Genomic DNA, 24949 nt, shown 5'->3' on the forward strand with positions numbered 1-24949 from the left:
ATTTGGTTTATGGATTCTGAATATGTTACCGCTGTCGATTCGATACAGGAACCGGACGCGATACCCGCGCAAAACCCTAAATTAATTTTGGAAGCGATTCTGTTCGCCGCGAGCGAACCAATTTCGGTGGAACAGTTTCAAACCGTGCTGCCGGCGTTAGACAAACCCGCAATCCGGACGGAACTCGACGAACTGCGCCAAGACTATCAAGAAATGAGACGGAGTTTTCGTCTCATTGAAATAGCGAATGGTTACCAAATCTGCACGGATCCAGAATACGCAGCGTGGATTCAGAAGTTTTATACGCGTCAGGTTCGGGTCAAACTGTCGCCATCAGCACTTGAAACACTCGCAATTGTTGCTTACAAGCAACCTATCACGCGGACGGATGTCGCTGCGCTTCGCGGTGTGAACAGTGACAGTGTAATCAACTCACTGGTAGAGAAAGGACTGGTTCGTATCGCTGGGAGAAAAGATGGGCGCTCCTTACTCTTTTCAACCACAGACGAGTTCCTCTTACAATTCGGCTTGAAAGATCCCTCTGAGTTGCCCTCACTTGAAGAAATAGATGAACTCCTGAATACATCAAACGGAAACGAACCTGCCCAAAACGCCCTGCCAGCGGCTATGGAGGAGAACGCCGAGCAATGAACTACGACGCATGGTTCCAGTGCAGCGCAGGATGCGATGAGACCTATCCGCTTACAGAAGTTATCTATCGGTGCAAAAACTGTGGCGGACTGTTAGAGGTCCGGCACGATATGGACCTGTTAAAACAGCGGCGTGCTACTGAATGGAAGACCCTCTTTGAACAGCGCTACATGCGCACGCAATATCCGTATGGCAGCGGTGTCTGGGGGAAAAAGGAACTCGTCTGCCCAATCATTGATGATAATAACATCATTTCTATGTATGAGGGGGGGACCAATCTGTTCTGGGCAGAACGGCTCGGTAATCAACTCGGGGTGAGTGACCTGTGGATTAAACAGTGCGGTAACAGCCATACCGGCTCATTTAAAGACCTCGGGATGACCGTTTTGGTCTCAATGGTCAAACAAATCATGGCTGGGTCCGGAAATCTTCGCGCTGTCATGTGTGCATCAACTGGCGACACCTCCGCCGCTTTGGCAGCGTATGCATCTGCAGCCGGTATTCCAGCGGTCATCCTGTTACCGAAAGCGAAAGTTACACGTGAGCAACTTATTCAACCTATTGCGAATGGTGCCTTGACGCTTTCACTTGAGACAGATTTTGATGGATGTATGGAAATCGTTCAAAAACTCTCTGCGCGAAAAGATTTCTACCTCGCCAATTCTATCAACTCCCTCCGGATTGAAGGGCAGAAAACGATTAGCATTGAGATTGTGCAGCAGTTCGATTGGGAAGTGCCGGATTGGGTAATCATTCCCGGGGGAAACCTCGGCAATGTTTCCGCACTCGGACTCGGCTTTTTAATGATGCTGGAACTCGGTATCATTGACAAACTTCCGCGCATTGCTTGTGCCCAAGCAGAACGCGCGAATCCGCTGTATCGAAGCTATCAAACAGGATTCACAGAGTTTCATGCTATCACCGCACAAGCCACACAAGCCACAGCAATTCAGATTGGAAATCCGGTCTCTATTCACCGTGCTATCCGAACGTTACGACGGTTCGATGGTATTGTTGACCAAGCGACTGAGGAAGAACTGGCAGACGCTGCAGCGAGAGCCGATAGGACAGGTTTGTTCAATTGCCCGCACACCGGAGTGGCGTTGGCTGTTCTTATAAAAATGGTCGAGCGAAAACAGATCCGTCCAGATGACAGGGTTATCGTTATCTCTACAGCGAATGGACTCAAATTCCCAGATTTCAAGGGGGCATATCACGATATCACGCCTGGGGAACCCCCGCCTCGCTATCTAAATACGCCACTTGAATTGGAAGCAGACTATGAGAAGGTTCTGCAACAGATTTCCATGCACCTTGACGCATAACACATCGCTTACTTGATGTTATCCGTTGACAGTTTCAGCGAGGCCCGAACGGCTTGCCGCACCGTATCACAGATACGCAGGGCGTGTTGCATGTCCTCAGCAGTCGCTGAATCACCCGGATAGCGGGAATCTACCGCATACTCTGTGATTCTCTTAAAATCAGGCTGCCACTGCGACCAAGCAGGCAGCATCGGCACAATCAACACCAGCAATTCTTCAAGGTCATGCGTCCTGGGGACGGGAATGTCTGACTCCTGAAGCCATGCCTTGAGATATTTTTCAATACACTGTTGTGCATGGAAACAGATAGAATTGTGAAATGGGCGAGATGCCTGTCGCGCCAATTCTGCCATATCATAATCTTCTTCAGCCTTCTCTATCCACTCCAGCGTCAACGGATTCATGCAGTTCTGCTCCTTCTTGACAGCGTTTGACGTGCCTCGCCAGTTTCCTCTATTGTAATCCACATCGGATCCATAAAGAAAATCGCCTTTTTCAGTGATCTCTCGAAGGAACCAATCGTTATACGAGACGCGAGACGCTATTTCTTTCGGCGAACGCACCAAAAGATCCAAACTGAAGCGATCCGGAATACGTTGCTGGATTTCCACAGCCTTGCTGCGAAATTCCGATTTCGGGATATCCATGACAACAAGTATATCCACATCCGAGCCTTCGGTAGGCGTGCCGTAGGCATAGGAACCGAAGAGGATCACTTGTAGCGGCGTGAATTCGCGTACGATGTCGTCGCATGTCGCTTGAATAGCTTCCCGGGTAACCATGCATGCGTTCTCCTTTATCGAATTCCTATGAGAGTTTAGCATAGGTTCGGGCGCGGGGACAAGTTATTTTTCCATACCCTTTGATGAAAGGCGATCAGAATATACCAAGTTGTTGTCAAAACGACTGTATAATTCCTTCATATCGTTCAGGGTATCGTCGTAGATGGTGGTTTTGTGTTTACTCCAGACGTTCTGATGTGCATGACCACGATAAGCCGCGTATTCTGCAAATTTCCAGATTTTCATATTCTTTACCTCCCCTAACACCCTAACACCTTATTCGTCCGATGGCAGCACATGATCTAAAAAAAGCCAATTGCTATATTCAGCTCTACGATTGTCTACACCCATCTGAATTTTATGTTCTGTTTGGATATAAAATTGAGAGAACGCAGGTTTAGAGAAATGGCGAACAACTGCCTCTACGATTATAGCCTCATGGGGTGCTTCCCTATTACAATCAGGACACACGGAGTTCAACAGGTTGAAGACGACCAAATTTAGTAGTCATAAGATGATTCTCGCTTTGTATCAGTTCGGTTTGGAATAGAGACTGCGCCAAGCGGTGCGAAGGAAGTTCTCTATCAATTGCGCTGAGCAGAGTATAACACAAACCGCTTTGAGATGTCAAAGAGATTGCACATCTGCAGGTGTGAAGATACGCACACCTGCACGATTTCACACTCAACAAAACGCATACAACGCCTGTAGCACTTTCAGAGAATACCCTTTGGGATATTGTATTCAAAATCCTTTTTTTGTCAAATTTTTAATGTGAGAAAACCCAGTCGTTACAAGGGTTATCTGCGTAAATCGGGCGAGGTTCGGAAACCTCGCCAGCGGAGCTGGAGCGTTTTGATGTTTTTAAAATGTCTACCTATTTTTTCAATTCACCATAAAGGATCCTGAACAGACAACGAAACAACGATAAGAATTTGCAACAAATATACCAAATATGGTATAATTTAAATGTTGGCTCATAAGCATGTCAAAATTATAAGCAATAGGAGGAAATGCATGTCAGAATTGTATCAGCCTAAGCCTGAGCATAAGTTTACCTTTGGATTATGGACGGTCGGTAATCCCGGTCGCGATCCATTTGGTGATGTTGTCAGGCCCCCTTTGAAACCTACATATACAGTCCAAAAATTAAGCGAACTCGGCGCATACGGCGTTAATTTACATGACAACGACCTCGTCCCCTTTGATGCTTCAGCCGTTGAACGCGATAAAATTGTTAGCGAATTCAAGCAGGCACTCGCCGATCACGGTATGAAGGTGCCGATGGCAACAACAAATCTCTTCTACCATCCAATCTTTAAAGACGGAGCGTTTACCGCTAATGATCCGAAGGTGCGAGCATTCGCAATCCAGAAAACCTTGAACGCCATTGATCTCGGTGTTGAACTCGGCGCGACCGTTTATGTATTTTGGGGTGGGCGTGAAGGCTCCGAAGTAGATGCCTCTAAAAACGGACCCGATACCGTCAAGTGGAATCGGGAGGCGATGAACTACTTCACGCATTACGTCAAAGACCAAGGTTACGACCTCTGCTTCGCGCTTGAAGCAAAACCGAATGAACCCCGCGGCGACATCTACTTACCGACAACGGGACACATGCTCCACTTTATTGAGACGCTTGACCACCCAGAAATGGTCGGTGTGAACCCCGAATTTGCCCACGAAACGATGGCAGGTTTGAGTTTCATTCACGGTGTCGCACAAGCCTACGAATCGGGTAAACTCTTCCATATTGATCTCAACGACCAGAAAATGAGTCGTTTCGACCAAGACCTGCGTTTCGGTTCTGAAAATATCAAGAGTGCATTCTTCCTCGTCAAATTCCTTGAAGATGTGAACTGGGACGGCTCTCGTCACTTTGATGCCCACGCCTACAGAACTGAAGACGAACAAGGGGTCTGGGACTTTGCCGCAGGATGCATGCGAAGCTATCTGATTCTGAAAGAGAAAGCACGCCGTTTCAACGAAGATGCGGAAATTCAAGGGATTCTCGCTGAAATACAAGCACGCGATCCTGAACTCGAAGCACTCATGGCACATTACAACGCCGAGAGCGTCGGAAAACTCAGAAAGATTGATTTTGAACCCGATACCCTTGCACAAAAAGGACTCGGATACGAGAAATTGGATCAACTCACATTTGAGGTTTTAATGGGGATCAGGTAAGCCAAACTTTTACCTGCGGGTTTACGAGGGTGCGCGTGAAACTCCCGCCCCACTGGGAGTAATTGGCAGTCAGTTGTCGGTAAAGAGGTTTCATCTCACACGGGGTACTCCTAAAGATAGCCTCCAATCCCGTAGCTCGTAATGAAATGGAGAGCGGATTTAAGGAACGCATCCGATAGGTCTAACGCCCGTTGTTCCTCCGCAAGGTAAAATTTAAAAATGAATACGCTTATTATTGCGATCTTAAGCTTCATCGGTTTCATTGTTGCCTATCATACCTATGGCAAATGGTTGGCGAGAAAGATTTTCGGATTAGATGCCCAAGCCACAGTACCGAGTCAGGAGCTGCGAGATGATGTCGATTACGTTCCAACGAAAAAAGAGGTCATCTTTGGGCACCATTTCACGAGTATCGCGGGTACAGGTCCAATCGTAGGACCTGCCATTGCCGTTTTCTGGGGATGGCTACCGGCGTTGCTTTGGGTTGTCCTCGGCTCGGTTTTCATCGGTGCTGTCCATGACTTCGGGGCACTCGTTGTCTCCCTCCGTAACCGTGGGCAAAGTGTCGGCGAAGTTGCAGGGCGGATGATCGGTCCACGCGCGAAATTTCTCTTCCTTTTCGTCCTTTTTATGGGGTTGACCATTGTTCTTGCCATTTTTGGCTTGGTCATTGCCCTGATTTTCTCCTACTACCCTGAATCCGTCCTGTCCGTTTGGGTGGAAATTCCGCTCGCTGTTGCCATCGGTGTCTGGATCTATCGTAGGGGGGGCAATATTCTCATTCCCTCGATTGTCGCGCTCGGTATCATGTACATCGGGATGGCAGTTGGTGCGTATCTCCTACCGATCGATCTCTCGCAATGGTTCGGCATCCCCTTGCTCGGAAAAACTTACCTAAACGTTGTGGTGATCTGGACACTGGTGCTTTTCGTCTACTGCTTTATCGCCTCGGTATTACCCGTCTGGACGCTTCTGCAACCGCGTGATTTCATCAACAGCCATGAACTTGTATTAGCACTTCTCCTATTAGTGCTTGGACTTGCCGTTGCAGGTTTCACAGGCAGAGCGGATCTGACAGCCTCCGCGCCGGCTGTTGCCTCAGACATCCCACCCGATGCTCCACCGATTTGGCCCTTCCTCTTTATTACGATTGCGTGCGGTGCGGTCAGCGGTTTCCACTGTATGGTGAGTTCCGGGACTTCCAGTAAACAGGTCGCCTCCGAAGGCGACGCGCAATACGTCGGATACGGGGCGATGCTACTCGAGGGTGGACTTGCCGTTATCGTTATTCTTGCCTGCTGTGCTGGCATCGGTATGGGGATTTTCAACCGGACGGGGACTGGTGCAAACTATACCTTCCAACCGATTGTCAAGGCAGATAGCGCAACCCCTGTTACGAATCACGACGCCTGGAAAGCGCGCTACGCTATCAAAACGGAAACAAGTGCTGACGGGACGACTACGGTCGTCAGCGGTTGGGCAAGCCACGGACTCAAGGCGAAGGTGAGTGCGTTTGTGGACGGAGGTGGAAATTTCCTCGCCTCCCTCGGTATTCCGCTCAAGATGGGCATTGCGATTATGGCGGTTCTCGTTGCGAGTTTCGCCGCTACAACGTTAGACACAGCGACACGACTCCAACGGTATGTTATCTATGAACTGGCGCAAACGGTTAACTTCAAGCCGTTAACCAACCGTTATATAGCGACTGCGTTCGCGTTAGTGCTCGCCGCCGCAGTTGCGCTGCTACAGGGACCGAGTGGTCCTGGCAGTGGCGGTTTGACGCTCTGGCCCCTCTTCGGTGCGACAAATCAACTCTTAGCCGGATTAGCCTTCATGGTCATCGTTTTCTATCTCCTACGCCGCAACAAACCGATCTGGTTCGCACTCCTGCCGATGATCGTCATGCTCATCATGCCTGCATGGGCAATGCTCCACCAGATGTTCAATCCTGAAACAGGATGGCTTTTCACTGGCAAATATTTACTCTTCGGATTCGGTGTTGTCGTGGAGGCGTTACAGGTCTGGATGATCGCTGAAGGGGTCCTCGCGTGGCGACACGCCCGTGGCAACTACCCGGAACTTCCACCGTTGGAAAGTTTCGCCACCGATTGAAAATCAATCCTCGCATAATTTCTTCCATCAGCACTCTATACCAATTTTTCATCGCTTAAAACTTTAACAAAATTTAATTTGACTTTAATTTTGTTAAATGCTATCATATTATAAATGCCTTAAACCGCGTTTAAGTTTAAGGGAAGAAGGAATATGACAGATACACAAATTCCGAAGTGGCTGTCTGCCTTGAGTGAAGAAGAACTCCACTTCGTCAAACGATTTGTCTTAGCCTCCGGGTCGCTCAAGGACTTAGCAAAACAGTATAAAGTTTCATATCCAACCTTGAGAATCCGGTTGGATCGGCTTATAGACAAAATTAATATCGTTGATGACTCCGATGCGGAAAACCCGTTTTTATTGAAAATTCGGTTGCTGGTCGCGGAAGGTACGTTGACGCAAGCCGCCGCAAGGGCACTTATCAAGGCTTACGAGGAATCAAAATAATGAATGAAACTTGGATTTCACAGCAAGAACTGGGTATTTTAATGATGGTGATATTCATTCCTCTCGGTCCAATCGTCGGAACATTGGGATGGTTGTTTGTTCCAAAAGGAAAAGCCAAAAAACTTACTTTAGGTGTTCTCGCTTTTGGATGTGTCATGGGTTTCGTATTGTTGGTGTTTGGTATAATCGCATATTTCTTCGGACAACCGCGTTGGGTATGGTTGAGGTCCATTTTTTTCGGTCTAAATGACACAGTTCTATTTGCCTTTGTTTATTGGGTAATTCTCAAAAGATATAGAGAAGCCGAACTCAGAAAATCGATGTCTGAAGACCTCACATTCGGAGGGAACAAGACGCAGGACATAAATAACAGGAAAGAGAAGGAGGAATTCTGATGAACGAACCTTGGATTAGTAACACTGGAATGGTAGGTGGTATATTGGGTTCAATGATAGGTATCCTCGGTGGCGTTGTAGGAACATTGGCAGGCGGATTTGTTCCAAGGGGAAAAGCAAAGAGACTCACTTTGGGCGTTAACACCTTCGCGTTTGTTTTATCGTTCACTTCACTTGTTGTCGGTATAATCGCATATCTGTCGGGACAACCTCGTGACGTATGGTACGTATTTGGCTACATCGGACTCCTTTGCACAGTTGGATTTGGTACGGGTTTTTGGGTAATCCTCAAAAGAGCAAGAGATGCTGAACTCAGAAAATCTATGTCCGAAGACCTTATGCTTGGTGGTAACGAGAAAGACACCATGAAAAAAAAAAGAAAAGGAGGTTTCTGATGAATGAACCTTGGATTAACCCCGGAATACTGGGGAGCATATTAGGTGGAATTGGTGGTACTCTTGGTGGAGTCGTCGGGACTTTAGCAAGTTTTTTTATCCCAAAAGGAAAAGCAAAGAAACTCGTTTTAGGGGTCGACATTTTTGGCTTTGCTCTATCAGGCCTCTTACTTGTAGTTAGCATAATCGCGTATTTGTCAGGACAACCTTACAGTGTATGGTACGGATTTGGTCTCTGTGGACTGATTGGGACACCCCTCTATGGAATGCTTTTCTTTGTATTTCGCAGTGAATATAGGAAAGTCGAACTTAGAAAGGCTATGTCTGAAGATCTAACACTTGGAGGGAACAGTGACGACCAAAACGAAAACTGAAGACTTTAGGACCCGGAGGCTGTGGCACTCTTTACTCGGATGTTTCGAAAGTTCAAAAGGGCATTCGTCTCGTAGTCATTAAGCAAAAAGGCGAGGCACGGAGACCTCGCCTAACAGTGAAAAATGGGAATTCATTGGTAGGATAACTATGCTGGAAATTTCTCAATTGCCGCAAAGAAATCGGCGTTCGATGCGCTGAAGCCGTACTGCTGTTCCACCTCCCGAATGGCGATTTCTGTCGTGAACAGATTATCGTATGTATCAGGGAACTCCACACCAGTTGTAGCATCGCGGAGTAACACGATATTATAGCCATACCGCGCCATAGAGCGGATACCGTAATCCCTGCCCAATACACACCAATTCGTTGCGAAACCCGCAAAGAGCAGATGTAAAATCCGCCGTTCCTCCAGCAGTTCATGCAACTGCTGGCCCGTCGCGATAACAAAATCTTCCGGTTTCACGTCAATCGCAGGCGAAACAGAAAGTTGTGAGGCGAGTTTGTCCCAGTGGATGTCGATACTGGGGGGTTGACTCCGAGGACCGCGATAAACGGTATAGTCCCCCTCTCGACTTCGGAAATCGGAGGGGGGCCACACCGAAGGGGTAGACGGTTCAGGCGGTTTGTGCCGTTCGAGTTGCGGATATTGTGCCGCTACTGACGGAGACGGGGCATGCACAATCGTCAAACCCGCTTCCCGCGCGGCATCTATCACAGGCACGACGCACTCCTTCGTTACCTGTGCCGCGCGTTCTATCCAACTTTCTATGAAATGCACGTTCCACAAGTCGACGAGTACCAAAGCTGTCTCCTCAACGGGGAACGGCATATCAAACTCACGCCGGATGAAAGCGGTTTCACGGCACGGCACATCTGCCGGAGTGCTATCTTGAAAGTAGCGGACGCGTAAATTTAACGTTTTCACTTTGGCTCCTGAAACAGCGAATCGTCGAGTTCTGTGTTCAACATGACGCTGTTTATTCGAGTTTCGGTGAAGAGTTCACCCTCTACATTCTGCTGAATATGATGTGGGACTTTGACACCATCCACATCGCGGTAATCGCCTAAGAGCGTTTCTTTATTGACGACAACGCCCTGTTCCGACTCACGGAAGCTCATCTTCACGATATAGTGTGTCTCTTCACTGATGAAGATGCTGAGCATTTTACCCGAAGGCTGTTTGGCAAGTACAATGGCAGTGGGTTTTCCCATTACCTCTTCCGTGCCGGTGTATTGGATAGAGGTATCCTGGATAAGATTTGCAAGCAGCCAAATCGGTTCCCTGAACATATCATCTTTCAAAGCAACAGTCATTTCAGGAGGCAGAGGTTGGGCACCCATAGGGGTCAGCGCAAACCCGGAAGTCCCATCAAATGCGTAACTCATTTCACCTTGGGGCATCTTAATATCTTGTCGCATTGTATCGGGATAGACCTTGTATTCCTTTACATCCAGGTTCATCGGTCCCATCGGTGAATTGGCGGTCGCGCGTCCTTCGGCGACAATATTCTTGACGGTTTGCAGCTTCTCAAGTCCACCATAAGCATCGACTGCCGCCGCGACGATCTCTTTGGCTTTCGCCATGTCGCCTTCACTCGCTTCAGGCATCGGTTCCGCAGGGGGCGGTGCCGGTTGCTTTATCTCGATTTCGTTGACCTGTCCGAATTCATCAAGCGATCGATCGAAATTGGCTTTATTCCCGACAGTGACAATCGTGAGTGCGTCGGGATGGAGATACTTTTGTGCGACTGCCTGCACATCCGCTGCCGTGACCTTCGCTATATTATCGGTATAGGTTTCAAGGAAGTCGGAGGCATAACCGCGATACGCCAGCATCATCTGTTGGAAGGCGATTTGCGAACTGCTCTCAAACCCAAAGACAAACGAATTGATGAGTGAATCTTTGGTGCGCTGTAACTCATCTTCTGGGACAGGTGTATCTCGGAGACCTTCAACGACATCAATGATGAGGGAGATCGCCTCTGCCGTCTTTTCCGTCCGAGTCTGCGAATAGGCGAACCATTCCCCTGGATTCGTATAGTAACTCGTTTGCATGATGCTGCCGACCATATAGGCGAGACCGTGTTTCTCACGCACTTCCTTCATGAGCCGAGAGGCGAAACCGCCTTCTCCAAGAATATCGTTCATCACACGGAGCGCGAAGAAATCAGGGAAATCGGGAGTGCGCTTGATGCCGAAATGCCCGATTAACATCACCGACTGCGGGAGATCCTTGAAAATATAATTAACGGATGCTTCGGGAGTGGGATCCACGGTTGGAACATCAGGGAAAGTAATATCTGCGGATTCCCAACCTTCAAACACTTTTTCCAGTTGCGCGATCAGAGTTTCCGTATCAAAATCGCCAGTCATCGCGAGCATCAGGTTGTTGGGATGATAATATTTCGCGTGGAACGCTTTGAGATCGTCAACAGTGATGCTTTCTATACCCTCAATTTCGGTATACCACCCGAAGGGATGGTCGGTTCCATAGAGGAGCGCGGAGAAGTTACGCCACGCCAGTTGGATAGGGTTATCGTTGCGTCGGCGGATACGTTCGATCGACTGCTGCTTACGGAGTTCTAATTTATCTTCGCGAAATGCAGGATTCCTGAGCACATCGGCAAAAATTTCCAACCCTTTTTCGATATCTTCGGCGAGCGTTGAGAGGTTAATTGTCCCGTATTCACGCGACATCCCCACTTCAACGGAGGCCGCCATAGATTCCAATTCCTCGTTCAGCGCGTCCGGTTCACGCGACACCGTGCCGCCGGTTCGCATGACAGAGGCAAATATGGATGACAAGCCTACCCTATCCGCTGGATCGTAGATGTCACCTGTTTTGATCAAGCCGTTGATGTTAAACAAGGGTAACTCATGGTCCTCAATGAGGTAGAGCGTCATCCCGTTTGAGAGGGTTCGCTTCTCTGGAACGGGCGGTTTAAACTCGATCGGTTCAAAGGTCAGTTCTTCGTGGGGTTTGGCAAATGTAGAGGGGATACCCCACACAATGAGACAGGTGACCAGTGTCGCGAAGACAATTCCAGTAAAGGTTCGTTTCTTCATTATTCGCTGCCCTCCGTCCCTTCACCGGCGGGTGCTGCTGCCGCTTTCTTAACGAGTGTGCCGACGGTGCGGTTGCTTTTCGTGAAATAGGTTTTTGCGACTCTCATGATGTCCTCCGGCGTAACTTTATATATGTTTTCACGCCAATCCAGGATATAACGCCAATTGCCAGCAATCCCTTCATAGAAGGTGAGTTGTCGTGCCATTCCAGCGTTCGAGCTCAGGCCTCGGATAAAACTGGCATCTACCTGTTTGAGGATACGTTTAAATTCTTTTTCTGCGACGGGTTCGGTCTTAAGCCTTTCGAGTTCAGTGTAAATCGCTTCTTCCAAGTCTGCGGTTGTGTGTGGAGACCGCGGCGCGCCATCTATAACAAAAAGATTGTTGTAACGCGCCCCCGGGTATCCATTCAATGAATCGGTAGAGATGGCGATCCCCGTCTCAACGATGTTTTTGTAGAATCGAGAGGTACGCCCATCAGAAAGGATCGCACTGATAAAATCCAACACATAGTCGTCAAAGTGTGGGAGTGTCGGTTTATGGTACCCAATCATGAGTTGCGGTTCAGCATCAAATTCGACATCTACACGACGTTCACCTTCCTGCGGCAGTTCTTGGGTTGTAACTTCCGGCGGGAGCGGTTGCGAGGGGATATCACCGAAATGCTTTTCGATGAGTGCGATGGTTTCATCTATGTCTATATTCCCAATGATAGCCATGACAGAGTTATTCGGGGCATAATGGACACGGAAAAATTCTTCTGCCTTGCGTCGATTTAGCATCGCAATATCCGAGGGCCATCCGATAATCGGTATCCCGTAAGGATGTGCAGTGAAGGCGGCAGCCATAAACTGTTCATAGAGTTTACCGCCGGGTTGGGTGTCAACACGCATCCGCCGTTCCTCTTTGACAGCCTCGCGTTCAACATAAAATTCGCGTAAGACAGCGTTCTTAATCCGATCGGACTCAAGGATTGCCCATAACTCTAATTTATTAGACGGCAATTCCACTGTGTAAATCGTATAGTCAACAGAGGTACCAGCATTGAATCCGGTACTCCCGTGTTGCGTGTAAATTTCGCTATATTCGCCGGTAACGATCCACTCTTTGGCGAGCTCCTGTTGTGCTTTAAGTGCTTCTTCCAATTCGGCTATTTTGTCCGCATCCGCTCTGGCGCCTTTTGCACGTTCCATGTCAAGGGCATCACCGATTCGATCGATTTCAGCGAGCACGACCTTTTCCTTTTCATAGTCTTTTGTGCCGATGGTTTCAGTGCCTTTGAATAACATGTGTTCGAGCATGTGTGCGATACCGCGTGTATCATCTGATTCATCGACTGAACCGGCTTTAAAGAGGATGTAGGGGGCGATGGTCGGGGAGGTATCGCGTTTAATCATTAACAACTTCAGACCGTTCGGAAAGATGTGCTCTACCACCCGGTCTGAGAGATCCTGTGCTGATGCTATCCCGTGCAAGGCAATGAGGCATAGAACCAGCAGATAACGTATCTGTTTCATCCTTCATTTTGCGGCACTCTATCCTATAGAGCACCCGATATTGGGCGATGCCGCTTCCTTTCTATATTATACCACTTCTAAAAGTTTATATTGCATTAGCAGCCCCTGAGTGCACAGACTAACAGTCTATGCTACAAGCATGCACGAACTGAAGTTTATGCTACAATTTCAATCAGAAATGGTATTAGTTATTAGTTATCAGTCGTCAGCCATCAGCGAAGAGGATTCCCGTCACAACGAACGTTTGCTGAGATTTCTCCAAGGCAAAGTGAATTGTTACAAGTCCCCTCTTTAACTGATAACCGATGACTGACTGCTGACAACTATTTATCCTTTCTCAAGATCACCGAGTAACCCGACGAGGGCAAATCTAATGTGAGATGAGAGTGCCGAGTTCTCTGCGCGGAGGTCAGCACCTTCTTCGTCTGGGTACATGACATGTGCCGCGACAGCGCGCTTGACCCAACGTTCTGCCCTGTCATCGTAAGGGATGTACTTTTCTTTCGGTGCTGTGCATGCAGGACACTCATCTGGTGGGCTATCCGCTTCCTTCCACAAATAGCCGCAAGCTATACAAACAAACATGGCAAAATCCTTTCTCTGTGCCTCAGGAAGATTAATATTTTTGTGAACAAAATGCCAAAATCATTAACCTTCAACTGATCAAAATTACAGGTTTTAATATTCACAATCAACTACTGCATTTTAGCAGATTACACTTCAAGATACAAGTGTTAAATTGCTGTATCTTCTTCGGAAATAGGACACGCTATACAGGCTATTAAGCGGATTGTTTCGTTGATTGCGCTTTCAGTTCAGCGATCTGGTCGCGTAAGGCTGCGGCTTCCTCATAATCAAGGTCCAACGCCGCTTTTCGCATCCGTCGCGTTAAGTCTGTAATCATCGCGTCAATATCCTGTGGTTCAATCCTGTCTGGGAGGATCGCAGGCTTGTCAGATTTTTTCGTCTTATACTCGTCAGTCGATTCAGCGATCAGTTCCTGGATTGCCTTTTCAATCGTCGCGGGGGTGATATTGTTATCCGTGTTATATTGAAGTTGAATCTCGCGGCGTCGCCGTGTTTCCTTGATCGCTTCGTCCATGGCTTCGGTGATATTATCCCCATATAAGAGGACTTCACCGTCAACATTTCGGGCAGCGCGTCCAGCAGTTTGGACGAGAGACCTGACAGAGCGGAGGAAACCGGGACGGTCAGCGTCAAGGATTGCCACGAGGGAGACTTCAGGAAGATCGAGCCCCTCGCGAAGTAGGTTGATACCGACCAGCACATCAAAAACGCCTTCGCGAAGTTCACGTAGAATGCGGGCACGGTCGAACACATCAATTTCGGAATGCATATAGTCCGCACGGATACCCGCTTCTGTCAAATACTCAGTTAAGTCCTCTGACATCCGTTTGGTCAGCGTCGTGACGAGGACGCGTTGTTTGCTCCTGACGCGTTCTTGGATCTTGCCGATGAGATGGTCTATTTGTCCTCTCACGGGATGTATCGTAATTTCGGGATCGATGAGTCCCGTAGGTCGGATAATCTGCTCAACAACTTGCGCGCTGTTTTCCATTTCATAGGACCCCGGTGTCGCGGAGACAAAGACAACTTGGTTGACGCGCGCCTCCACTTCATCGAACCGGAGCGGACGGTTATCCAAAGCGGAGGGCAGACGGAAACCATACGCAACAAGCGTCTGCTTTCGGGAGCGGTCACCCCGATACATACCTCGCAGCTGCGGAATCGTTACGTGAGATTCATCAATAAAAAGCAGGAAATCATCCGGAAAGTAGTGCATCAGGCAATACGGCGGATCACCGGGTTGCAATCCTGAAAGATGCCGTGAGTAATTTTCAATACCGGAGCAGTAACCCACCTCCCGTAACATCTCCAAGTCAAATCGAGTGCGCTGCTCAATGCGTTGCGCTTCCAGCAATTTCGTCTCTTTCTCAAACGTCAGAATCCGGTCTTGGAGTTCCAGTTCAATATTGATTAACGCCTGATCAAAGATTTCACCATCGGTCATGAAATGCTTGGCAGGATAAATTTCAAGGAAATCCCGTTGTGCCAACACCTCTCCAGTCGTGGTATCAATTTCGTTAATGCGATCAATTTCGTCCCCGAAAAGCTCAATACGATACGCGTGCTCACTGTAAGCAGGAAAGACTTCAACGACATCACCACGGGCGCGGAACACACCTTGCCAGAACTCAATATCGTTGCGGACATACTGAATATCGACTAATGCGCGTAGGAGTGCGTCGCGCCGCACGACATCGCCGACGGCGACTTGAACCCTCTGATTTTCAAATTCATCTGGAGAACCGAGACCGTAAAGACAGGAAACACTCGCGACCACGATAACATCGCGACGCGATATCAAGGACGCTGTTGACGCAAGCCGCATCCGTGTAATCTCTTCGTTAATGCGGACATCCTTTTCAATAAAAGTATCCGTGGATGGAATATATGCTTCGGGTTGATAGTACTCGTAATCGCTGACGAAATAGTGGACGGCGTTGTTTGGGAAAAAGGTTCGAAATTCGTTGTAAAGCTGCGCGGCGAGTGTTTTATTAGGTGAGATAACGAGCGTCGGCAATTGGACGTTCTGAATCACATTCGCCATCGTATAGGTTTTGCCTGAACCTGTCACACCGAGGAGTGTCTGTGCTTTGTCTCCACGGTGGAGCCCTTCTGTGAGTTTATCAATAGCTTCGGGTTGGTCGCCTTGGGGTGAAAAGTCTGAGATGAGTTCAAATCGCGGGTTATCCGGTTCGGGGATATCATCTTCTAAATCATCGATTTTGGTCAGCAATTCCCAGTTCTCTCTCATCGTGGCTTCTGGCTCCTTGTTAATTTTTTGATCGCCTCGCAATATGGAGACGGCTGCGGTCTACATCAAAACTACAAGAAATTTGTGTGATTTGTATTGTATTTTAGGTCTTATATAGTATACCACACTGCGCCAAAGATGTGTAGAGAGATTTGTGCTATCTAATGGAGTGTGCAAAGTCCGACCGGTTCCTGCCCTTGGATGAAGGGTTCTCGGCTAATGTCCGCCTCTGGACATTTACCTTGTTTTCTGAGGAGCCCGCTCTTTTTATTCACCTCTCGGAAAACAATACCTTTCGGAACCGGGAACGGTTTTTCTGGACCGCGAGCGGCATCAATCATAAATTGTGCCCAGATTGGCAGTGCTGCTTTCGCGCCTTCCTGATTGTAGTTCCGGCGACTCAACCGATTCTTATCGAACCCGACCCAAACACCGACGACAAGATCGGCGGTGTAACCGACAAACCAGGCATCTACGTTGTCATTGGTAGTGCCTGTTTTACCTGCTGCCGGTCGCGTCAGTCCCATCCGTATTGCCCGTTTACCTGTTCCGTCCTGAATTACACTCTCCATAAACGAGGTAATCTGATATGCGACCTTTTCATCTAAAACACGGGTCGGCTCATTTTGAGAGTTATCAGAAGTATAAATAATTCTCCCCGCTGTGTCCAACACGTACTGAATATTAACCGGTTCCGTCTGAATGCCACCGTTTGCGAAGATACCGTACGCGGAGGTGAGTTCAAGGACTGTTACGCCAGACGCACCTAAAGAGAGTGCTGGCACTGGATCCAATGGGCTTTTAATGCCCATTCTTTTGCTCAAATCCACAACACGATTCAAACCTTCCCATTTACCGTTTTCGGCTATCGGGGTCTCCAACATCGCTTTCGCTGTCGGCACATTAATCGAACTCGAGAGTACATCGCGCACGGTAACTTTACCCTTAAACCACTTGCTATAATTGCGCGGAGACCATATCGGCTGTCCAGGGAACGGAAGTATTCCCCATGCCTCATCAATAATAATCGTTGTAGGTGTCACAATTGCAGGGGCTTCTAACAATGCCGCAAAAACAATCGGCTTAAATGCGGAACCGGGTTGTCGTCTGGCACTGCCAATCGCTCGATTGTAGAAATTAATCTTATCTCCTGTAATGTTGTAATTCCGACCACCCACCATCGCCTTAATGTGTCCCGTCTTGGGTTCATAAGCGATCAGTGCCGCCTGCAAGTAATCATCAATCGGATCGAGGCGTGGACTCCGCTTATTGGTATCGTAATCGGGGAGACGTGGACCCCCATAAGTTTTATCCATCACACGGAGGTGCTTTTCGATCTCTCTCTCCGCAACGGTTTGCATGGACATATCTATCGTGGTGTAAACCTTCAATCCACCACTATACAAATTATCTTTGAGTTCAGGCAGCCGACCGAGTGCTTCATGAACGTAGTCAAGGAAGTGTCCAGCCTCTTTCAGTGCCGTTCTTGTCCCTTTTCTGGGCAGATTTTGCGGGAGGAGTGGGGCGTCTCGGCTTGCACGCCATTCGGATACAGCCGGGATATACCCCTGTTCAAACATCTGGTCGAGTACGATATTCCGCCGATGCAAGGCTCTTTCTGGGTTGGAAAAGGGGGAAAACGCGTAGGGACCTTTCGGAAGTGCGGCGAGCAATGCACACTCGTGATAGTTAAGCTCCGAGACCTCCTTCCCGAAATATCCGAGTGCCGCTTGCTGCACCCCGTGATATGTTTTTCCGCCATACCTTGATCTCCCTAAATCAACGTGGTTCAGGTAGCGTTCAAAAATCTCGTCTTTAGAGAAAGCCTTCTCAATTTTCACAGCGAGGAGTATCTCTCTTGCCTTCCGAATGACGCTTCTGTCGGATCGTTGATCGAAAAGATAGATATTTCGTGCCAACTGTTGGGTCAACGTGCTGGTCCCAGCCAAGCGACTGCCGTGCAACAGGTTGTTTTTGAATGCCCCAACGAGACGTATCAGATCGATGCCCCAATGTTCAGAAAATCGTCGATCTTCAATAGCAGTGAACGCGCCTGTGAGTTTGTCTGGCATTTGCAGGAGCGGAATCAGACGACGTGTGGACCCCTCATCGTCAGCAAACTCACCGATTTTCTCCGGTTCCAGATAGAAATTATGGCGCACAGAATTATCCGCGTTCCGGATGGCAGCAATTTTTCCATCCGTCACTGAAATCCGAAGGTATCCCGCCTTCACGTCAAGATTCGGGTACTCAAAATCCCGCAGATGGATGCGAACGGTTCCGTCCGTTGCGATCGCATACTCTCCCGGCCCACTCAGCTTCGGAATGAGTTCCGCGACCTTCTTGTACTCCAAACGTTCCAATTTATCGATCAGAAACGCGATCTTATCTGTTTCTTGGACTTCACAGACCGAAGAGTAGACCTCGAGATGCTGCCGCCATGTCTGGATATCGGCATCGTATTCAAGGCGATAGAGATCAATATCGCGGACATCTTCCCAACACGCCAGCAACATGCCACCTGCAAACCCGATGGCAGCAAACATTGCCAGAAACACGCATATACCTACAAGCCAAAATAGCATTAGCACTGCCTGAAAAAGATGATAAAAAAATCGAAGCATTTATCTATTTGTCCCCTCTGTGAGGCGCAACGAAGAGATTCAAGGGCTATGGTGGAATTTAGGGTGTCCTATCTACATCCGTTTTCCGAACTCGCTTAATCGTACATCCAACAGCTCTTGTCTTCTTAGATGATTTTGGAATATCCTTCCCGGTGATTACTAAATCCAAAGCGTCTCGGAGATAGTGTTTCGTTGGTGCCTTTGGACTGTTATCAAACGCGCCTGCGTAACGCAGGACACGTTCCGCGTCAAGAAGAAAGACTTCTGGTGTTCTTCTCGCTCCGAAATAATCGGCAATTTTGTTCTCCGGGTCCTTTAGCACAGGAAATTCAAAACCGTGCGCCTCATTGTATTCCCGAATCTCTTTGACCTTCTCCTGTTTATTTGAATTTATTCCGACAAATTGCACGCCCTTCTCATCGTAAGCCTTGACTAATGCAACGATTCGTTCCGCATAGTCGGTTGCGATCGGACATTGTGTAGCGAGGAACAGAACGACTGTAGCGGGTTTCTCTTCACTGAGTGCATACAGTTCATGAGAGGTGCCATCGGCATCCTTGAGCGTAAAATCCTTAACGCGGGTGTCAAGTTCAACCTTCTTTGTTTTTTCTTTCGTGAACCCTACCTCTATAGCACTGATAACTGAGACAATTATCAAAACAACAAGGCTCTGCTTAGCAAAAAAACGTGCAAAACAATTTAGACTGTGCATTTTCCAAATTCTTCCTTTAATTCTTCAATTAAGACGTTAACAACGCTATTCGGTTTCAATTCTCTAATGATCCGCTAATTTCAAACGAAAAATAAAAAATTAATTTTTTTCTTGCATTTTAAAACTGAATATAGGATAATATATAAATATAAACTAATGCTTACTACGGGAGACTACTCATGGCAAAGACCTTGACAGGTAGACAGCGCGAAATTTTCAACTATATTCAGTCGCGTATTAAGGAAGGCTACCCACCAACGATTCGCGAGATAGGGCGCCACTTCGGTTTTTCCGAAAAGGCGGCACATGACCATCTCAATGCCCTTGAGAAGAAAAAGTATATTAACCGGGAAGATGGTAAACCTCGCGCAATTTCCATCTTAAAAGAGGCGGATCCGAAACTCGCAACCAGCAGATGGCTGGAAGGACAAAACGCAAATCTGGCGTTGGCGGAAGTATCGCGAGATGTTATAGAGATCCCCGTCTTTGGACGTGTGGCAGCCGGCGAGCCCCTCCTCGCATCGCAGAATATTGAAGGAACGCTTCCAATGCCGACACGCATGCTTAACGATTATGAGTGCTTCGCACTCCGCATCATGGGCTCGAGCATGATCGGCGTCGGAATTCTGAATGGTGATTTTGTTATTGTTAGAAAACAGTCAAACGCAGACCCAGGTGATATTGTCGTCGCGCTGGTTGAGGACGAAGCAACCGTGAAACGCTTCTTTATTGATGGCGATCAAGTCCGGTTGCAACCGGAAAATCCAGCGATTGAACCGAACTTTTTTGATGTCAAAGACGTAATGATACTCGGTAAAGTCATCGGTCTGCATCGAGAAATGTAGCAACGTCGGGCATCTCAATACCGCAATCTAATGGGCAGAACGAAATGTCTGCCCATTCCTCTCAAAAACTTTTATTGTTCCTCCAGAAAACCGGTCAATTCGTGCAGATGAGAGAGCCAAACATCTACCATAGAGGTGTCTGGACACGGTTTCAGCTGATCCCCAACAAGCCACGCTGTCCATAAGCCTGCGTTCTTACCGCCAACCATATCTGCAGAATAACTATCCCCAACGTAGATCGCTTGATTCGGGGCAACGCTCAATTCCGACAGAGCCGCCTCAAATATACGAGCGTCCGGCTTCGCTATCCCCAAAACCGTTGAATCTATAATCACATCCAGCAGGGGCGATAGTCCATAATCATCACACCACCCGCGCGTGTTCCCGAAGTTATTACTAATCACAGCGAGTTGATAGGTGCCGTGAAGCGTTTCAAGCCATTTCCGATTCTCCGCGAGACTTTTAGCGGCTCCGGCGCAAAACCATTCAACATATTCATCTTTCATTTTCTCGCTTAACCCAAGTCGTTGGTAAATCCCCACTGCAATCGCCTCAGTCGTCTCTTGCAAATTACAGCGCGCCGCATACTCAGAGGCGACCGCACCGATCGGTAGCATGGAACCGTCTTGGTAAGACCACTTAACAGAAGAATCCTGTTTTTGCAAACGCGCTGCCGCGGTGCTCACAGCGTCTTGGTAAGACCACTCAATGGAGGAATCACCGAATGCGAATTCTGTGATTGAGGCTCTATCCGCCTCGTCAAACGCTTCACGTGTAATCTCAGGATGCCGGTCGTGGATAAACTGATATGCCCGCTCCAACCAGTGGACACCATTTCCATCTAAAGTTCCGCCGAAATCGAATACCAATGCGCGGATGTCCTTCATTCAGTCTCCTTTTTTATCATGTTTGGATAACACAATCCTTTTGATGTAATCTTGTTTCAACCGCTTTTACGACTTCATCTGTTCCGATTTTTTGCATACAGAGATGTGGTGTATCTTGTCGATGACACGTCCGTTTGTAGCACGGACGACACGAGACTGACTTCTCAATGACCGTATGTCCAACGCCATAAGGACGGTGTCGCACTGGATCTGTCGGACCGAAGAGGGATACCGTCGGCGTGCCGACAGCCGCGGCGATGTGCATAGGACCGCTATCACAGGTTAAACACACATCGCACCTCTCTAACAGCGCACCGAGCTGCAGAATCGATGTCCTTCCGACGAGATTAATTATCGGTAACGAGGCAGGTAACGCTTCTATCAGTCTCTGTTCAGCGTGTGAACCTGTTAGGACGACTTTGGCTTCTGGAAGGAGGCGTGTAATTTGCTGGATAACCTCGATGAAATTTACGACCTCCCAGCGTTTCGTCGTCCACGTTGTGCCTAAATTAACAGCGATGAGCCGATCATCCCGTGAAACACCTTCAGCACGCAAGAGATTTTCAATGACCTGTCGGTCCGCATCTGTATGCCAGAATTCCAAATCGTCCGATGGCGTATCAATATCGAGCAGCTGCAGCACCCGTAGATACCGATGGACCTCATGGAGGCTTGTATCATCTCGACAAGACTCCGTTAGCAGCATCCCACGTCCGTTGATGTTCGTTCCAACGCGAATTGGAATTCGCGCGAGAAAGGGGAGCAAAGCGTTTCGGAATGAGGTCGGATGCAACACCACAGCAAGATCAAAAGATATATTTCGGACCTGACGGAGGAATCTCGTGACGGATCGGACGCGTCCTTCCGTTTTTTCATCAACGATGCAGGCATCAACATAAGGGTGCGATTCCATTAAATCTGCGACGCGTGGACGCAATAGCAGCGCCAAACAGGATTCACGGAACGTCTGCTTCAGGGTGCGCAACGCCGGGGTTAGCAGCACCATATCACCGATCCAGCCACCTGTCTGGCACACCAGAATGTTTTGCATCACAGCACCCATGAAAACATCAGGATGTCTTGTCTTAGAAGAAGAACGGGTTTGACCAAGCTTTCTTACCTGTTGCGTCTGTGACTTCAACCCGGACGTATTTCACGCCTTTCGGAATGCTATACGTTGCCTCGGTCAACAGTTCACCCGCTGGTGGTAGAATGCGACGACCGCGACTGCACTCGGATTTGAAGACAATTGATTGCGCCTCTGAACATTTAACCGTTACTTCGTTACCCTCCAGCGTCATATCCACAATTTCGGGTCCGAGTGTAGAATAGAACGCGCCTGTCCGGAGTGCTTCCATGATACTCTCAATCGTCAATTCTTGTGCCTTCACCATAATCCAGCCGTGGAAGCAGTCGTGTTCGGTGCCGTGTGCGTCGTCCGAGGCGATTCCAAGCACGGGACCCCCTCTATCCAGCAGATCATCCCATGCCTGCTCCGAAAAGCCTTTGCCGATGCCCATACAGGTGTCGTTGTAGACTTCAATCGCGAAATAACCCTGCAAGGGTAGATAATCTGTAATCGTATGTCCCGACCAATAGGGATGACACAAAACGGCTTCGCCGCCCTGCGCTTTAATTTCATCGAGCACCGCGTTCGGGTGCATCTTTGCACAATTCAGGGTCTCATGAATATTAATGGCGACAAAATGATACGTCGAGCCACCATACGGATTCGACGGATGCACTTCGCTGCCTGAGATTGCCAAAAAATCTGAAGTGCTGTAAGCGCTCACATCGTTGACTTTACGATGGTCTGTCAACACTAGAAAATCATAACCTGCTTCACGATATGCACCGAACCGGTCCGACATGGGGAGCTGCCCATCGGACTCTGTGCTGTGACTATGTGTGTTTCCTCGGTACCATTGCCCTGGCTGGTGGAAAGGATTCGCGTTGAACATGATGACTCCTTATTCGGTAATGGTGTGTTCAAGTTTTAGGGATAAGGCATATCAATAATTGATGAACTTCGGACATCCACATTTATTTTAGCATGTCTGTTGTCCGTTTGTCAATTTTTTCGTTGTGAGTTATTAAGGGTGAGTCGGAAGAGATCCGAAAAATAAAAGATTGACAATATCGCGCTGTTATGATATAATTGTGCTAAAGGGCAAGCGACAAAAATTTACGGAACCAGAATATGAACCCGGATCTTCATATTCCTTTTCCGCAGGAGAAAAATTTCATGAAATCTTATAGGCAAATCGTTGAGGAAGCGAAAACGGAAATCCCGGAGTTAACCGTCGACGAAGTAAAAAGTGAACAGGACAAAGACAGCGATTTCGTGCTACTTGATGTCCGTGACGAGGACGAATATCGCGCGGGCTATATTCCGAACGCCGTGCACGTCACACGAGGTATGCTGGAATTCTCAGTTGAAAACTACATTCCCGATCGAAACCAAAAGGTTATCGTCTATTGTGCAGCAGGACTCCGTTCGCTCCTCGCTGCCAAATCCTTACGCGAAATGGGTTACACCGATACCATCTCTCTTGCGGGTGGATATCGCGATTGGATGGCGGCGGGTTACCCAACTGCACAAGATAAACCGATGACCCATGAGCAACTTGATCGCTACAGTCGCCACTTTATGCTCACTGAAGTTGGGGAACAGGGGCAAGCGAAACTCCTCGATGCTAAAGTCTTAATGGTTGGAGCAGGCGGATTAGGTTCACCCGCTGGCGTGTATCTCGGTGCCGCCGGTGTTGGACATCTCGGTATTATCGATTCCGATGTTGTGGAACTCAGCAACCTCCAACGTCAGATCCTTCACCGCACAGAATCGGTCGGCACACCGAAGGTTCAATCCGCAACCACGACAATCAAGTCACTGAACCCTGATATCGACATCACACCGTATAATCTCCGCTTGACTGCGGATAACGTCGAAGAAATCTTCTCGGAATACGACCTGATTGTTGACGGATGCGATAACTTCGCGACCCGTTATCTCGTTAACGATGCTGCTGTGTTGATGAACAAACCGGTTGTTCACGGCAGTATTTTCCAATTTGAGGGACAGGTGACCCTCTTTAAACCGCACGAGGGACCGTGCTACCGATGCATGTATCCGACCCCGCCCCCGCCGGGTATGGTGCCCAGCTGAAGCGAAGCCGGTGTCCTGGGCGTGCTCCCAGGCGTAATTGGTGTTATGATGGCAACCGAAGCGATTAAATACATTATCGGTATCGGTGAACCTCTTATCGGTCGGCTCATCCTATACGACGCACTCAGCATGACCTATCGCGAAATGAAAATCAGCCGAGATGAGAATTGCCCACTTTGCGGGGATAATCCCGTCATTACAGAATTGATTGACGATTACGATGTCGCAGCGGAAAATCCTGATACCTTTGCGCCCGCTGCCGATTAACCCTTAGCACTCGATTTTGTGATCGAGACGCCTCCGAGGAGAAACGTATATGCTACCTTGTCCTGATTGTAATAATCCGTTGACGCAGTTTCCAATTGAAAAAGACGGTGTAGATATGGTCAGTTGTGACAGTTGTTACGGTGTATGGCTTGTGTATCCGGGTGATGATCTCGATCGTATAGATAACGTCACTTTTGATGATCTCGTTGAAGCTTACGGCACTGAGTATCCGATTGATGTTGACCCCGGGACCGTCGAACTCCCCGAAGAAGTCGAAGACGCATTGATGTAGAGGGACTACATATTTTCTTTCAGATTTTAACGGAAAAAAAGTAGCACGTTTTTTTTGAATGTGCT

The 24949-nt window shown here is 48.3% G+C and carries 24 protein-coding genes and 1 pseudogene; 12 read left to right on the forward strand and 13 right to left on the reverse strand.

Annotation, left to right across the window (positions count from 1 at the left end):
- Positions 1-9: 9 nt before the first annotated feature.
- Together scpB and thrC are read left to right on the forward strand one after the other, a co-directional pair.
- On the forward strand, positions 10-651 hold the full coding sequence (gene scpB / locus F4X88_12440; GenBank protein MYA57099.1) for an SMC-Scp complex subunit ScpB: 642 nt from the start codon (positions 10-12) through the stop codon (positions 649-651).
- Entirely contained in the window at positions 648-1976 is a 1329-nt protein-coding gene (gene thrC, locus F4X88_12445; protein MYA57100.1) for a threonine synthase, read from the forward strand. Before scpB ends, thrC begins: the two co-directional genes overlap by 4 nt.
- An 8-nt stretch (positions 1977-1984) precedes the next feature.
- Here thrC and F4X88_12450 read toward each other — a convergent pair whose 3' ends face one another.
- The 3 genes and pseudogenes from F4X88_12450 to F4X88_12460 form a co-directional block, all read right to left on the reverse strand.
- Positions 1985-2380, reverse strand: coding sequence for a HEPN domain-containing protein (locus tag F4X88_12450; protein ID MYA57101.1), 396 nt, complete (start codon positions 2378-2380; stop codon positions 1985-1987).
- A 66-nt stretch (positions 2381-2446) separates the two neighbouring features.
- A pseudogene (locus F4X88_12455) lies at positions 2447-2758 on the reverse strand (nucleotidyltransferase domain-containing protein).
- A 63-nt stretch (positions 2759-2821) separates the two neighbouring features.
- A complete protein-coding gene (locus tag F4X88_12460) occupies positions 2822-3004 on the reverse strand; it encodes a hypothetical protein (protein MYA57102.1) in 183 nt (60 codons plus the stop codon).
- A 771-nt stretch (positions 3005-3775) separates the two neighbouring features.
- Here F4X88_12460 and F4X88_12465 point away from each other — a divergent pair.
- The 6 genes from F4X88_12465 to F4X88_12490 all read left to right on the forward strand — a co-directional run bounded on the left by F4X88_12465 (position 3776) and on the right by F4X88_12490 (position 8668).
- Positions 3776-4945: a xylose isomerase gene (locus F4X88_12465; GenBank protein MYA57103.1), complete on the forward strand. Its 1170-nt coding sequence runs from the start codon at positions 3776-3778 to the stop codon at positions 4943-4945.
- A 219-nt stretch (positions 4946-5164) separates the two neighbouring features.
- Positions 5165-7057, forward strand: a complete 1893-nt coding sequence (locus F4X88_12470; protein ID MYA57104.1) for a carbon starvation protein A — start codon at positions 5165-5167, stop codon at positions 7055-7057.
- Between the two features lie 153 nt (positions 7058-7210).
- The gene (locus F4X88_12475) at positions 7211-7504 is read left to right on the forward strand and encodes a DUF2089 domain-containing protein (GenBank protein MYA57105.1); all 294 of its coding nucleotides are present in this window, start codon (positions 7211-7213) and stop codon (positions 7502-7504) included.
- Positions 7504-7899, forward strand: a complete 396-nt coding sequence (locus F4X88_12480; protein MYA57106.1) for a hypothetical protein — start codon at positions 7504-7506, stop codon at positions 7897-7899. Before F4X88_12475 ends, F4X88_12480 begins: the two co-directional genes overlap by 1 nt.
- Entirely contained in the window at positions 7899-8294 is a 396-nt protein-coding gene (locus F4X88_12485) for a hypothetical protein (protein MYA57107.1), read from the forward strand. Before F4X88_12480 ends, F4X88_12485 begins: the two co-directional genes overlap by 1 nt.
- Positions 8294-8668, forward strand: a complete 375-nt coding sequence (locus F4X88_12490) for a hypothetical protein (protein MYA57108.1) — start codon at positions 8294-8296, stop codon at positions 8666-8668. The genes F4X88_12485 and F4X88_12490 overlap by 1 nt, the downstream gene beginning before the upstream one ends.
- 146 nt (positions 8669-8814) lie before the next feature.
- On the opposite strand, the gene F4X88_12495 is transcribed toward F4X88_12490, so the two are convergent.
- The 7 genes from F4X88_12495 to F4X88_12525 all read right to left on the reverse strand — a co-directional run bounded on the left by F4X88_12495 (position 8815) and on the right by F4X88_12525 (position 19427).
- Positions 8815-9594, reverse strand: a complete 780-nt coding sequence (locus F4X88_12495) for a cysteine hydrolase (protein MYA57109.1) — start codon at positions 9592-9594, stop codon at positions 8815-8817.
- Positions 9591-11735 carry a hypothetical protein gene (locus F4X88_12500; protein ID MYA57110.1) on the reverse strand — a complete coding sequence of 715 codons (2145 nt, stop codon included), beginning with the start codon at positions 11733-11735 and terminating at the stop codon, positions 9591-9593. The genes F4X88_12495 and F4X88_12500 overlap by 4 nt, the downstream gene beginning before the upstream one ends.
- Complete coding sequence (locus F4X88_12505) at positions 11735-13252, reverse strand: insulinase family protein (GenBank protein MYA57111.1); 1518 nt, start codon at positions 13250-13252, stop codon at positions 11735-11737. The genes F4X88_12500 and F4X88_12505 overlap by 1 nt, the downstream gene beginning before the upstream one ends.
- 327 nt (positions 13253-13579) lie before the next feature.
- Entirely contained in the window at positions 13580-13837 is a 258-nt protein-coding gene (locus tag F4X88_12510) for a hypothetical protein (protein ID MYA57112.1), read from the reverse strand.
- A gap of 196 nt (positions 13838-14033) precedes the next feature.
- A complete protein-coding gene (gene uvrB / locus F4X88_12515; protein ID MYA57113.1) occupies positions 14034-16091 on the reverse strand; it encodes an excinuclease ABC subunit UvrB in 2058 nt (685 codons plus the stop codon).
- A gap of 161 nt (positions 16092-16252) precedes the next feature.
- Positions 16253-18715 carry a PBP1A family penicillin-binding protein gene (locus tag F4X88_12520; GenBank protein ID MYA57114.1) on the reverse strand — a complete coding sequence of 821 codons (2463 nt, stop codon included), beginning with the start codon at positions 18713-18715 and terminating at the stop codon, positions 16253-16255.
- 58 nt (positions 18716-18773) lie between these two features.
- Entirely contained in the window at positions 18774-19427 is a 654-nt protein-coding gene (locus F4X88_12525; GenBank protein ID MYA57115.1) for a thioredoxin family protein, read from the reverse strand.
- 179 nt (positions 19428-19606) lie between these two features.
- On the opposite strand from F4X88_12525, the gene lexA reads away from it, so the two are divergent.
- A complete protein-coding gene (gene lexA / locus F4X88_12530) occupies positions 19607-20272 on the forward strand; it encodes a transcriptional repressor LexA (protein ID MYA57116.1) in 666 nt (221 codons plus the stop codon).
- 71 nt (positions 20273-20343) lie between these two features.
- Here lexA and F4X88_12535 read toward each other — a convergent pair whose 3' ends face one another.
- The 3 genes from F4X88_12535 to F4X88_12545 are packed head-to-tail and all read right to left on the reverse strand — an operon-like array spanning position 20344 to position 23120.
- Positions 20344-21159, reverse strand: a complete 816-nt coding sequence (locus tag F4X88_12535; protein MYA57117.1) for an HAD family hydrolase — start codon at positions 21157-21159, stop codon at positions 20344-20346.
- A 16-nt stretch (positions 21160-21175) separates the two neighbouring features.
- Complete coding sequence (gene waaF / locus F4X88_12540) at positions 21176-22222, reverse strand: lipopolysaccharide heptosyltransferase II (GenBank protein ID MYA57118.1); 1047 nt, start codon at positions 22220-22222, stop codon at positions 21176-21178.
- A gap of 22 nt (positions 22223-22244) precedes the next feature.
- Positions 22245-23120 carry a PHP domain-containing protein gene (locus tag F4X88_12545; GenBank protein MYA57119.1) on the reverse strand — a complete coding sequence of 292 codons (876 nt, stop codon included), beginning with the start codon at positions 23118-23120 and terminating at the stop codon, positions 22245-22247.
- A 284-nt stretch (positions 23121-23404) separates the two neighbouring features.
- Between F4X88_12545 and F4X88_12550 the strand changes: the two genes are divergently transcribed.
- The 3 genes from F4X88_12550 to F4X88_12560 are packed head-to-tail and all read left to right on the forward strand — an operon-like array spanning position 23405 to position 24884.
- Positions 23405-24325 carry a molybdopterin biosynthesis protein MoeB gene (locus F4X88_12550; GenBank protein MYA57120.1) on the forward strand — a complete coding sequence of 307 codons (921 nt, stop codon included), beginning with the start codon at positions 23405-23407 and terminating at the stop codon, positions 24323-24325.
- A 45-nt stretch (positions 24326-24370) separates the two neighbouring features.
- Complete coding sequence (locus F4X88_12555) at positions 24371-24592, forward strand: hypothetical protein (GenBank protein ID MYA57121.1); 222 nt, start codon at positions 24371-24373, stop codon at positions 24590-24592.
- A 49-nt stretch (positions 24593-24641) separates the two neighbouring features.
- Positions 24642-24884 carry a hypothetical protein gene (locus F4X88_12560; GenBank protein ID MYA57122.1) on the forward strand — a complete coding sequence of 81 codons (243 nt, stop codon included), beginning with the start codon at positions 24642-24644 and terminating at the stop codon, positions 24882-24884.
- Positions 24885-24949 lie beyond the last annotated feature (65 nt).

It is taken from the genome of Candidatus Poribacteria bacterium, assembly GCA_009839745.1.
GTDB lineage: Bacteria > Poribacteria > WGA-4E > WGA-4E > WGA-3G > WGA-3G.